This is a genomic window from Rhizobium sp. P43 (genome assembly GCF_056730705.1).
In genome coordinates this window covers 3,921,117-3,933,609 of sequence record NZ_CM161539.1, presented here as the reverse complement: position 1 = coordinate 3,933,609, position 12,493 = coordinate 3,921,117, and the positions used below count along the sequence as shown (strand labels likewise).

10 protein-coding genes are annotated in these 12,493 nt (G+C 61.4%); all 10 read right to left on the bottom strand.

Translation table 11 applies throughout. The features are described from left to right. Positions 1 to 15 precede the first annotated feature (15 nt). Complete coding sequence (locus AC1PUL_RS19535) at positions 16 to 1,554, bottom strand: cryptochrome/photolyase family protein (RefSeq protein WP_480465682.1); 1,539 nt, start codon at positions 1,552 to 1,554, stop codon at positions 16 to 18. Beyond that, complete coding sequence (locus AC1PUL_RS19530; RefSeq protein ID WP_480465681.1) at positions 1,548 to 2,264, bottom strand: SDR family oxidoreductase; 717 nt, start codon at positions 2,262 to 2,264, stop codon at positions 1,548 to 1,550. Before AC1PUL_RS19530 ends, AC1PUL_RS19535 begins: the two co-directional genes overlap by 7 nt. A gap of 68 nt (positions 2,265 to 2,332) precedes the next feature. Further along, entirely contained in the window at positions 2,333 to 3,139 is an 807-nt protein-coding gene (locus AC1PUL_RS19525; protein WP_480465680.1) for an alkaline phosphatase family protein, read from the bottom strand. Positions 3,140 to 3,181: 42 nt separating this feature from the next. Then, positions 3,182 to 4,039 (bottom strand): SDR family oxidoreductase, encoded by an 858-nt coding sequence (locus tag AC1PUL_RS19520; protein ID WP_480465679.1) that lies wholly within the window; start codon positions 4,037 to 4,039, stop codon positions 3,182 to 3,184. A 120-nt stretch (positions 4,040 to 4,159) separates the two neighbouring features. Then, complete coding sequence (locus tag AC1PUL_RS19515) at positions 4,160 to 6,091, bottom strand: beta-galactosidase (RefSeq protein WP_480465678.1); 1,932 nt, start codon at positions 6,089 to 6,091, stop codon at positions 4,160 to 4,162. Further along, positions 6,091 to 7,182 carry an ABC transporter ATP-binding protein gene (locus AC1PUL_RS19510; protein WP_480465677.1) on the bottom strand — a complete coding sequence of 364 codons (1,092 nt, stop codon included), beginning with the start codon at positions 7,180 to 7,182 and terminating at the stop codon, positions 6,091 to 6,093. Before AC1PUL_RS19510 ends, AC1PUL_RS19515 begins: the two co-directional genes overlap by 1 nt. After that, the gene (locus AC1PUL_RS19505) at positions 7,175 to 9,280 is read right to left on the bottom strand and encodes an alpha-galactosidase (protein WP_480465676.1); all 2,106 of its coding nucleotides are present in this window, start codon (positions 9,278 to 9,280) and stop codon (positions 7,175 to 7,177) included. The genes AC1PUL_RS19510 and AC1PUL_RS19505 overlap by 8 nt, the downstream gene beginning before the upstream one ends. Beyond that, a complete protein-coding gene (locus AC1PUL_RS19500; RefSeq protein ID WP_298460961.1) occupies positions 9,277 to 10,128 on the bottom strand; it encodes a carbohydrate ABC transporter permease in 852 nt (283 codons plus the stop codon). The genes AC1PUL_RS19505 and AC1PUL_RS19500 overlap by 4 nt, the downstream gene beginning before the upstream one ends. After that, complete coding sequence (locus tag AC1PUL_RS19495) at positions 10,128 to 11,036, bottom strand: carbohydrate ABC transporter permease (RefSeq protein ID WP_480465675.1); 909 nt, start codon at positions 11,034 to 11,036, stop codon at positions 10,128 to 10,130. Before AC1PUL_RS19495 ends, AC1PUL_RS19500 begins: the two co-directional genes overlap by 1 nt. 88 nt (positions 11,037 to 11,124) lie before the next feature. Next, positions 11,125 to 12,357, bottom strand: a complete 1,233-nt coding sequence (locus tag AC1PUL_RS19490; protein ID WP_298460965.1) for an extracellular solute-binding protein — start codon at positions 12,355 to 12,357, stop codon at positions 11,125 to 11,127. Positions 12,358 to 12,493: the final 136 nt, after the last annotated feature.

Below are 12,493 nucleotides of genomic sequence, written 5' to 3'. Positions count from 1 at the left end.
TCTCCTGCGAAACGCTCAGAGCGTGTCGAGCGTCTCCAGCACGTGGGACGCGTGTTTCCGGATGGCGTCCTGCTTGAAGGGATCCATCCGCCGCCAGGTCGCATACATGTTCGAAAGCCTGGGGTTTCGCGCCAGCTTTTCGGTGTTGCGATCGAGGAAGTCCCAATAGAGCGCATTGAACGGACAGGCCTTGGGCCCCGTCGTCAGCTTGGGATCATAGCGGCATCCGCCGCAGAAATTGCTCATCCGGTCAATATATTTGCCGCTCGCCGCATAGGGCTTGCTGGCCATGATTCCGCCGTCGCCATAAAGCGCCATGCCGAGCGTGTTTGGCAGTTCCACCCATTCATAGGCATCGGAATAGACCGCGAGATACCACTCACAGACCTCGGCCGGATCGATCCCGGCGAGCATGGCGAAGTTGCCGGTGACCATCAGCCGCTGGATATGATGCGAATAGGCATGCTCGATCGTATCACCGATCGCACACTGCATGCAGGCCATGTCGGTCTTCGCCGTCCAGTACATCTGCGGCAGCGGGCGGGAGGCGGAGAGATGGTTCAGACCCGCATAACCAGGCATTTCCGTCCAGTAGATGCCACGCACATATTCGCGCCAGCCGAGGATCTGCCGGATGAAGCCTTCGACCGCGTTGAGCGGTGCACGCCCTTCGAACCACGCCGCTTCGGCCCGGCGGATGACATCGATCGGCAGAAGAAGACCGGCATTGATGTAGGAGGAGATAAGCGAGTGGTAGAGATAGGGTTCACCCTTCACCATCGCATCCTGATAGTCGCCGAAATTTGGCAGGATCTCGTCGATGAACTGCTGCAGTTCGATCTCCGCCTGATCAGCGGTCACAGCAAAATGGAAGCTGTCGAGCGAGCCCATGTGACCGGCGAAGCGCTCCTCGACCAGCGCCAGCACCGATTTCGTGATGGCATCCTTGGTATGGCTGATCCGCTTAGGCCCTTGCAGGCCCTCGGCAGGTGGCTTGCGGTTCTCGGCGTCGAAATTCCATTTCCCACCAACAGGCTCGTCGCCCTCCAACAGCACCCGGTGACGCCGGCGCATGTCGCGATAGAAGTATTCCATGCGCAGCTGCTTGCGACCCTTGCGCCAGCTGCGGAAGTCCTCGATCGAACAGAGAAAGCGATCTTCTGCGCGGATCTCGACCGGCACACCGAGGGCGGCTTCCCAAACCCGCATCTCCTCGGCCAGACGCCATTCCCCGCATTCCGTGGTGATAACGGCGGAGGCGCCACTCTCGGCAAGGGTACGGGCCAGTTCACCCTTGAGGCTCTGCGTATTCTGGGGATCATCCAGCGTCACATAGCGGACCCGAAGTCCCTTCTCTCTTAGCTGCTCGGCAAAGTGCCGCATGGCGGAAAACAGAAAGGCGATCTTCTTCTTGTGATGCTTCACATAGGTCGCCTCGCTCATGACTTCCGCCATCAGCACCAGCGAGGTCTCCGGATCGGCATCGGCAAGCGCAGACAGCGAATGGCTGAGCTGGTCACCGAGAACGAGATGGATGCGCTGCGCCTTCACCATTCGATCGGCTGGCCGTCATAGGCAAAGAAGCCACCGGTCTGCGCCGGCTCAAGGCCATCAAGCACTGAAAGCATCATTGCGACACTTTCGCCCGGCTGGATCTTGTCATGCGTCTTCGAGAAGCCGCCGGAAAAGCCGGTATCGACGGAACCAGGATGCAGCGCCACCACCACGCTTTTTGGTCTGAGACGGGCAATCTCAATCGCCGAGGTGCGGGTGATCTGGTTGAGAGCCGATTTTGCCGAGCGATAGGAGATCCAGCCGCCAAGCTTGTTGTCGCCGATCGAACCGACCCGTGCCGAGAGCGTGGCAAACACGCTCTTGCCCTCGTTGGAAAGAAGTGGCGCGAAGTGCTTCAGCGCCAGCGCCGGGCCGATTGCGTTCAGCGCGAACTGCGCCGCCATCACATCCGCCTGGATCGCCTTGATGGTCTTTTCCGGGCCATTGCCGTTGATGACAAGCGCACCCGTCGCACAGAGAATGAGATCGAACTTCTGCCCCGCTTCCGAGAACCGCGCGGCCGCCGCGCCGACAGAGGCATCATCCGTGATATCGAACCCGTCGCGGCTGCGCGACAACTCGGTCACGCCACCACAGGCAGGATCGGCCTTGATCGCAGCGGCAAAGGCGCCGCCGATACCTCCGCTTGCCCCGAGCACAAGCGCACGGTAGCCGGGATTGAAGGACGTCATTCCGGAAAAATCGGACATCTGGATCTCCTGCAGGTCTGTGCTACCCATTACGGCAGACAGCCAAACCGGATCAGGCACAGATTGTCTCAGAGGCGCTCCACGGTGCCTTCGAAAGCCGGCATCTGACCCGGATCGATGTCCATCAGCCGGCAAACGAGGCCGGCAATCTGGATCTGCTGCAGCAGGGCTGCTTTCTCGATCCGGAAGCCCACCGTGTAGAAGGGTACTTCCGTTTCCTCTGGCGTCGGCCCTGCATGATTGCCGTCATCCCCCATGCCGTGATCGGCTGTCACGATGACGCTGTAACCGGCCCCGACCCAATCAGGCACATGCCGTGCAAGCAGATCGCCTTGCATGCGCGCCGCATTGCGATAGCCGATGCTGTCGCCACCATGCTTGTGGCCGGCATCATCGACATTCATCGGGTGCAGCAGAAGAAAGTCGGGCGCCTTGGACCGGAGAAGCCATTCGGCATCGGCGAAGAGGTGGCTGTCGGGATAGGCATCGTCCCAGTAGAAGACGCCATGGGTGATATCGCCCGTGCCATCGACAAGAATCCGGTCGCGGTACCGGTCGAACGGGCAGGACACATAGAGCTCCGAGACCCAGTGATAGGCGGCCGCAGCCGTCACGCCACCTTGGGCCCGAACCCGCGCGAAGAGATTGTCACCCACCGAGCGACGCACGACACCATTGCTCACCACGCCATGGTCGACGGGCTTGCGACCGGTCAGCAAGGTCTCGTAGAGCGGTCGCGACATGGCGGGCAGTTCGCAGGTCAGCTTGCGCACATCGGCCCGGCCTGCAGCCACAAGGCCTTCCATATAGCCGAGACAGGTACGGGCCACGTCATAGCGCAGCCCGTCGAGAACGATCAGGATCACTTTGCTCATGGCGCGCAACTTGCCACGCCGCGCGCCAAAGGCAAGACCGACTTAGAGAATCGGCTTTCCGCCGGTGACAGCGATGGTGGCACCCGAAACATAGCTGGAGAGCGGATCGGCGAGCATTACATAGGCCGTCTGCAGTTCCGCAGGCTGGCCGGGGCGCTGCATCGGCACCTGTTTGCCGAAATTCTTCACCTTGTCCTCCGGCATGGTCGATGGAATGAGCGGCGTCCAGATCGGACCGGGTGCCACCGCATTGGCCCGGATCTTCTTCTCGGCCAGCATTTGCGCCAGTCCCGCAGTAAAGTTCTGGATTGCCCCCTTGGTGGTCGCATAGGCGAGAAGATGCGGGCTCGGACTATCGGAATTGATCGAGGCCGTGTTGATGATCGACCCGCCGTTTTTCATATGCGGCACGGCAGCCTTGGTCAGGTAGAACATCGCGTGGATGTTGACGCGAAAGGTGAGTTCCCACTCCTCGTCCGGGATTTCGGTGATGTCTTCGAAAGACGCCTGGTGCGCGGCATTGTTGACGAGGATATCGACGCCACCGAGTTCGCGAACCGCCGTGTCGACGATCTCCCGGCAATGATCCGCACTCTGGATGTCCCCCCGGACCAGCACGGCCTTGCGACCGGCCTTCTCCACCCAGCGGGCGGTATCCTTCGCGTCGTCATCTTCTTCGATATAGGAAATCAGCACATCGGCACCTTCCCGCGCATAGGCAATCGCTACCGCACGGCCGATCCCGCTGTCGCCACCGGTGATGATGGCCTTCAGTCCCTCGAGCTTTCCGGAGCCCTTGTAGCTGTCCTCGCCGTGGTCCGGCCTCGGATTCATGTCGGCAGTGCGGCCCGGCATCGGGACCTTTTCCTGCGGGAAAGGCGGTGTGGGATAATCGGCCATGGGTCATCTCCTCCTTGCTGAAGTCGAGGGTCAAACCGGTGAGCCATGGATGAGTTCCGGAATTCGATCCGGGCAAAGACAGGAAGGCCGGCATGACGCCGGCCCTCGAAAGCTTTGAGATCAAGACCGCCAGGCGGCGACCGCCTGCGGTTTCAGCACGCGCTCGCCGAGCACCGGCTCGGCACCTGCAGGCAGCGCCCAGTCATCGCTTCCGTAGTTGAAGGCGAAGACGAGGTCGCCGCGGCGGCGGATACGGATGAAGTCGGGCACGCGCAGCGTCGCAACACCGGCCTTCTTGGTGGCCAGTTCCAGCACCTCGGCAAGAAGCCCGGCATCCGCCCAGCAGGCAAGATAGAGCACATTGCCCTTCTCGGTCAGTGCCGGATCGCCGTTGTCGAAGGTCGCGAGCACCGAGGCCGAGGTCTCCAAATACTCGCGCCAGCGGATCGCATGACCCGAAACCGCACCGGAAACGCCATCCGACAGCCCCGGACGCATGGAGGAGACCTGAATGACGCGATTGCCCGTGAGTGCGCCGAGCGGACCCGGCGGCAGGTTGTCCGGGATGCGGAAATTGCGGTCACGCGAACCCGTGCGCGCACCGATCACTAGGACACCCTTGGCCTTCTCGAGCTCGGCGCGTGCCGCTTCTGTGACTTCCGTCATGCAGGGCACGACAACGAGCGGATAACCCTCGAGCGACGCGCCCAGACGGACGAAATCGACGTTCAATCCCAGATGGCGCAGCGCCTCGTACCAGCGGAAGCACAGCTCCTCGTAACGGAAATCCTTGCCCTGCGGCTGGATCATCGTCGACCAGTAGCTCTGATAATCGAAGACCAGCGCAACAGGCGCCTGACCCGTTTCGGGAAGTGCGCCGAGGGCTGCCAGCTCGTCCGAGACCTGCATGGCCTCCTTGCCGCCCGGCGACCATTCGTCGAGACCGGCCAGGTTGAGACCCGCATGCATCTGTTCCTGCGCAAACGGTGCCTGGCGCCAGCGGAAATAGCTGACGACATCGGCCCCATGCGCGAGCGCTTCCCAGGTCCACAGACGCACCATGCCGGGCTTCGGCACGGGGTTCCACGGCGCCCAGTTGACCGGACCCGGCTGCTGCTCCATCACCCAGAACCGTCCCTTGCCGACGGCACGGTAGAGATCGTGGTGATAGGGCGCGATATCGGGATGCGAGGTCTCGGCCCAGCGATTGCGCTCTTCTTCGGTGAAGGGGAACTTCTCGACGAAGCCGATCGGATAGCTGTCCCAGGAGGCGAGATCGAGATTGTCGCCGACCTTGAAGTGGTCGAAATCGGAGACGAAGCCCATGAAGTTATGCGTGATCCAGCGACCTGGCGAATGCTTGCGAATGATTTCGCACTGCATCTTGTCGTAAGCCGCGACCTGATCCGAATGGAAACGCCAGAAGTCGAGACGCGTTGCCGGGTTCGGCTCGGTCACCGTGAGGTTCGGCAGCACCACGTCGTCGAAGCTTGTGAGCTCCATCGACCAGAAGACCGAACCCCAGGCCTCGTTGAGCTGGTCGGTCGACTGGTAGCGCAGGCGAAGCCAGCGCTTGAAGCTCTTCAGATCTTCAGGACCCCAGGAAACCGTCGTATCGTGACAGCCATATTCATTGTCCGTCTGCCAGCCGACAATGCCGGGGTGCTCGCCATAGCGCTTGGCGACCACCTCGACGATCCGCGCGCTCTCCTTCCACCAGGTCTCCGACGAGAACGTGTAGTGACGGCGCGAGCCGAAGCCGCGCGGGCGGCCCTGCTCGTCATAGGGGATGATATCGGGGCATTCGTCCACGAGCCATTTGGGCGGAGTTGCGGTCGGCGTGCCGAGCACGACCTTCAGGCCCGCTTCATGCAGCACGTCGATCGCCCGATCGAGCCAATCGAAGGTGAAATTGCCGCGCGAGGGCTCCAGACGAGACCAGGCAAACTCACCGATGCGCACGAAGGAGATGCCGAGTTCGCGCATCCGGCGCGCGTCGGTTTTCCACCGGCTTTCGTCCCAGTGTTCCGGATAGTAGCAGACGCCCAGCATTATCGTGTCAGATCCCCATTGATGACGGCCTTGCCGTCCTTGTCAAACAGATGGCAGGCCTTGGAATTGATGCCGAGGCGCAGCGTCTGGCCAGGCTTCTCGCTCGCCAGACCATCGGCCTTCACCGCAAGCTCCGAGCCATCGGCAAGCGTAACGAAGAACAGCGTCTCAGACCCCAAATATTCCGCCAGCTTGACGGTCGCTTCGATCACGACATCGCCCTTGCCGGTCGCGTCGATATGCTCGGGACGCAAGCCGAAGGTCAGTTCGCCGGCCGGAACGCTCGCCCCATGCGTCGGGATCGAGATCTCGCCACCGGGCAGCCGCACCACGGCAACACCGTCGGCAGTCGAGGCCTGAACCTTAAGGAAATTCATCTTCGGCGAGCCGATGAAGCCGGCGACGAAGAGATTGTTCGGGCGGTGGTAGAGCTCGAGCGGCGAACCGACCTGCTCGATCTGGCCTGCCGACAACACGACGATCTTGTCGGCCATGGTCATGGCCTCGACCTGGTCATGCGTCACGTAGATCATTGTCGCCTTGAGGTCCTGATGCAGCTTGGAAAGCTCCGTGCGCATCTGGACGCGCAGCGCCGCATCGAGGTTCGACAGCGGTTCGTCGAACAGGAAGACTTCCGGATTGCGGACGATGGCGCGGCCGATGGCGACACGCTGGCGCTGGCCGCCGGAAAGCTGGCCTGGCTTGCGCTGCAGAAGCGGCTCAAGCTGCAGCATCTTCGCGGCAACCGCCGTGCGTTCCGCAATCAGGGCCTTGGAATGGCCGGTCATCTTCAGACCGAAGCCGATGTTTTCCTCCACCGTCATATGCGGGTAAAGCGCATAGGACTGGAACACCATGGCAACGCCACGCTCTGACGGGCCGATGCTGGTCATGTCCTGGCCACCGATCGCAAGCGATCCCTCGGTGATCTCTTCAAGCCCGGCAATCATGCGCAGAAGCGTGGACTTGCCGCAGCCGGAGGGGCCGACGAAGACGCAGAACTCGCCGTCCTTGACGTCGAGATCCACACCCTTGATGACGCTCAAGGCGCCGAACTGTTTCTTGACGCCACGCAGGCTTACATCAGCCATGGGTCTTGCCTCCCTTGATCGGTTCGAGTTCGAGGAGAAGTGCGCTTTCGGGCGTCAGCATCGGCAGCGGCAGTCCGGCAAGCCCGGCACTGGAAAGCGCGAAGGTGACGGCACCGGAAAGCAGCGCTTTCTGGCCCTCGGAGATACGGATGAATTGCGGTTCTGCCGGCAGCACGGTCTTGATCCGCCACTGGCCACCGAACTGTGTGATCTGCTCTGGCAGGCGCAGAGGTGCTGGCTGTTCGCCCACCATCTGCGGCCCCTGAGCGACGATCACCACGATCTTGTCGGCAGAAGCCGCACCCCAGACATAGCGACCGTCGAGCGGCTCCATGCGGAAACTGGCGCCCGGCGCATGGAAGAGATCGCGCAGCCGCTTGTAGGTCTCGATATAGACCTTGAGTTCGTCGCGCTCTTCATCGGTGAGTTCGAGCGGGTTCAGCTCCACACCGAGATGATAGGCGATGGCCACGAGCGCCCGGAAGGAAAGCGTGTGGCGACGACCGGTCTGATGGTTCGGCGAGGCCGAGATATGGCTGCCGAGAATTTCCGGCGGCACGAAGACCGAAGCGCCGCGCTGGATTTCCAGCCGCTCCAGCGCATCCGTGCAATCGGACGTCCAGACGCGATGGGTACGCTTCAAGGCACCGTAATCGATACGTCCGCCACCGGAGGCGCAGCTCTCGATCTCGACATCCGGATGGGCAGCGCGAATCCTGTCCATCAAGGCATACACGGCCCGGGTCTGGGCTGATGTTTTCGCATTGCCGTCGCGACCGGCCGTATGCGTCAGGTCGCGGTTCATGTCCCACTTGATGTAGGAAACGGCATGGTTGGACAGCACGGCGTCGATCTTGCCGAAGAGATAGTCAGAGACTTCGGGACGGGTCAGATCCAGCACCAGCTGGGTGCGCGATTCCAGAATTGGACGCCCCTCGATCGTCAGTGCCCAGTCGGGATGCGCCTTGTAGAGCTCGGAGACCGGGTTCACCATCTCAGGCTCGAACCAGATGCCGAACTGCATGCCAAGCCCGGTCACGTGATCGACCAGCGGCTTCAGGCCATCGGGATATTTGCGTGCATCGATATCCCAGTCGCCAAGGCTCGTGGTGTCGTTGTCGCGCTTGCCGAACCAGCCGTCATCGAGCACGAAGCGCTCGATGCCGAGTTCGGCCGCCGCTGTTGCCTGGGCTTTCAGCGAGTCCATCTGGTGGTCGAAGTAATTGCCTTCCCAGGTGTTCAGCGTCACCGGGCGCGGGCTCATCGTGCCGCCGGGCCATTGGGTCAGCTCGTCACGGACAAAGGCATGGAAGTCCTGGCTGTCGGCTCCGGCATAGGCGATCGGACTGCGATAGCTTTCACCCGGCTTCAGGACGATTTCACCGGGTTCGAAGAGTTCGCCGAGATGCACCAGCCGCTGACCGTCATCGGTGCGGTCGATGACCATCTGATGGTTGCCGCTGAAGCCAAGCGTGACACCGAAGATCTGGGTCTCGCTTTCGATGAACAGCATCGGAAAGCGATCATGCGAGGTGCGCCCGCGCCGGCTTTCCTGGATCCAGGTACCGTTGCCGAGAAGCTCGCGCCGAGTCTGGAACTCGCGCCCCCAGATGCCGGTGAAGCTCATCACCTGCACATCGCCGGCAGGCGCCAGGAAGGTCGCCGCCATGCAGCGATCAAGCTGATAATCCGCGTCACCGAGATTGCTTAACTCCGTCGCCATCGAGATCAGGCCGGAATTATGTGCGGTGAGCGTGATGGCAATGCCGAGCCTGGCGACGGAATCGACAGCTTTCAGCACCGTCTGATTGCCGTCGCGATGGACGGTCCAGCCGCCGAACTGCGCCACGAAATCGCGGCCCCCGCGGTGACCTGCAATCGCCGGCCAGCCAAAGAAGCCCATGCCGCCCGTCGGCAGCAGCACATTCGAGGGCACGGCGATATCCATGCCGTTGACCCGGCTGGAGCGTTCGATCTCGAACAGGGAATCGGCTTCGACGGGTTCAGAGCCGAAGGACAGGATCTCCGGCATGCCAAGCTCCGGCAGGCGCAGGCTCAGCGCCAGCTGGCCCGAATCGATGACGACGATTTCGCTCATCCCTTGGTCGCTCCGAGTGTGAGGCCGGCAATGAAGTGGCGCTGCATGAGGAAGAACATCGCGACCGGCGGCAGGGCCGCAACGATCGAACCGGCGGAGACGAGATGCCAGGCGGCAACCCACTGGCCGTTCAGCGAATAGAGACCCGCCGTCACCGGCATGGCATGCTGGCCCTGCACCAGGACCGTCGCCCAGAAGTAGTCGTTCCAGACAAAGGTGAAGATCAGCACGGACAAGGCAGCGATGGCCGGACGCATCAGCGGCAACACGATATAGCGGAAGATCCGCCATTCGGAGACACCTTCGACGCGCGCCGATTCAATCAGCGCAAAGGGCAGGCCCTTGATGAAATTGCGCATGAACAGCGTGCAGAACCCGGTCTGGAAGGCGACATGGAAGAGCACGAGGCCCATGGTCGTGTCGTAAAGACCCGCGCGTAGCGTCATGTCGCGAACCGGAACCATCAGGATCTGGAACGGAATGAAGTTGCCGGCGACGAACATGAAGAACAGGATCAGATTGCCCTTGAACTTGTAGACCGCCAGCGCAAAGCCGGTGAGGCAGGACAGCGCCACCGCGCCGATCACCGTCGGGATCGTCACCTTGAACGAGTTCAGGATGTAGTAGCCGATCGGCGAGTTGTTGAAGACCGCCGAATAGTTCTCGAAACCGGCAAAACCCGAGGGGATGCCGAAATAGTTGCCGGCGGCGAGGTCACCGGCCGGGCGAACCGACGTGATGGCGACACCGATCAGCGGCAAAAGCCACAGGAAGAGCGAGATCGGCAGCAGGATCTTGTAGGCCGTCTGCGCAAAGGGCGAGGCCTTCTGGATCGGAGTGGGGAACATCAGGCGTTCCTTTCCTGAGCGAGCATGCGGACGATGAAGAGCGAGATGAAGACCATCATGATGAGGAACAGCACGACCGCGATCGATGCGCCGTAGCCCATGCGGAAGCCATATTCGGAGAGCGCCTGCTCATACATGAAGTAGGACAGAACCTGGCTCGATCCGTAGGGGCCGCCGGCGGTCATGATCGACACGAGATCGAAGGAGCGCAGCGAGCCGATGACCGTCACCACCATGGCAATGAAGGTTGCGGGTGCCAACTGCGGCAGGATCACATACCAGAGCAGCTTCAGGCCCTTGGCGCCATCCATGCGGGCGGCCTCCACCTGCTCCGGATTGATGTTGTTGAGACCCGTCAGGTAGAGGATCATGCAATAGGCCGTCTGCGGCCAGAGACCGGCCACGATGATCCCGTAGGTGACGAAGCGCTCGTCGGCGAGCACGGCGAACTGTTCGCCAGTGACCATTTCGAGAAGCTTGGAGAACAGACCGAAGTCGGGCGCGTAGAACCAGGTGAACATCAGGCCGACAACGACCTGGCTGATCACGAAGGGGAAGAAGAACAGCGACTTGTAGAGCCGGATACCGGTGACCGTCTGATTGAGGAAGAGCGCGACGGCCAGACCCGCGGGGATCGCCAGAAGATAGAGAACCAGCCAGATCAGGTTGTTCTCAAGCGAGATGTAGAAGGAATCGTCGTCGAGCAGTTCGACATAATTGCCGAGCCCGATCCAGGTCATCGCGCCGAGGCCGTCCCAGTCGTGGAAGCTGATCCAGATCGACTGAAAGATCGGAACGAGCACGTAGATCACGAACATCAGCATGCCGGGCGCCAGGAAGAGCAAAGGCGCGAGCGTCTGCTGGTTGCGCTTCCAGAAGCTGGAAGTCGATGGAACGGTGTTGCTCATGGCGGCACCTCTGAGGGAACGGGAAACGGCAACCGGATGCCATGGGCCCAGGGAGACCCATAGCACCCGGCGCAGGGAGCTCTAAGGCTTACTTGTGGATGCGGGCGCGCGTCTTTTCGAGACGCTCGAGGATCGCATCGAGACGGTCAGGCTTCACCATGAATTCCTGGAAGCCTTCCATGCCGGCCTTTGCCATTTCGGCATCGGCGTCACGATCGTAGAACTGTGCCAGCGCATAGGCGTTGGACAGCATCTCGAAACCGGCCTGCAGGAACGGATCAGCCGGCTTTTCCGACTGGTTGTTCACCGGCAGCTGGCCGAGCGTGGCGTTCATCTTCGACTGGGCAGCCGGCGAAGCAACGAAGGCGAGGAACTTCTTCGCATCTTCCTTGTTCTTCGCGCCCGACGGGATGTGGAAGGTGTCGGTCGGAGCTTCCTCGGCCATCGGGATGCCGGGGGTGATTTCCGGGAACTGCATGAAGCCGATCTGCTCTTCCTTCAGACCGCCATCCTTCATGGTGGCGACGGCGAAGTTGCCCATCAGATACATGGCTGCCTTGCCCTGCACCATCTGCGGGATGGCATCCTGCCAGTCGATCGCAGCATGGTTCTCATTGAAGTAGCCGGCCTTGACCAGCTCGCCCCACTTCTCGAACACGGCCTTTACACGCGGATCGGTGTAGGGAACCTTGCCCGAGGTCAGCTCCATGTGGAACTCGTAGCCATTGACGCGCAGGTTCAGATAGTCGAACCAGCCGCCCGTCGGCCACAGAGCCTTGGTACCGATGGTGATCGGGGTGATGCCGGCGGACTTCAGCTTTTCGCAGGCAGCGAGGAACTCCGCCCAGGTCTTCGGCGGCTCGATGCCCTGCTCGGCGAAGATGTCCTTACGGTAGTAAATGCCCCACTGGTAGTAGGTGTAGGGCACGCCCCACTTCTTGCCATCGATGGTCATCGAAGGTGCAGCAGACTTCAGCTGGTCGTTGAGGCCATTGGCTTCCCATACGTCGGTCACGTCCTCGAAGAGGCCAGCCTTGACGAAGGGCTCCATGCGGTTGCCGGCAAACCAGGCAACGACATCGGGAGCGTCAGCGGTCAGGAAGTTGCGGATGGCGGACTTGTAGCCTTCATGGTCGAAGTTGTTCCACTTGACCGTGATGCCCGGGTTGGCAGCCTGGAAGTCCGCGATCAGGTCCTCGATCGCCTTCTTCGGCGCCGGGTCGGAATGGTTCGAATTGAGAACGATCTCACCGGCAAATGCGGTGGACGACAGCAGGACGGCACCCAGAGCGATGGCGCTCAGGCTTTTGAAAAAGGTCATGTTTTCCTCCCTATGACCGGTATGCAACATATCTGCGGAGCCCTGACCCCGGATCCCGCCGGGGCAGATTTATCAGCTCGCCTTGATCATCCGATTCAAACCCGTAATAATCTACCGAGTTTTGCTGTAACTTTTC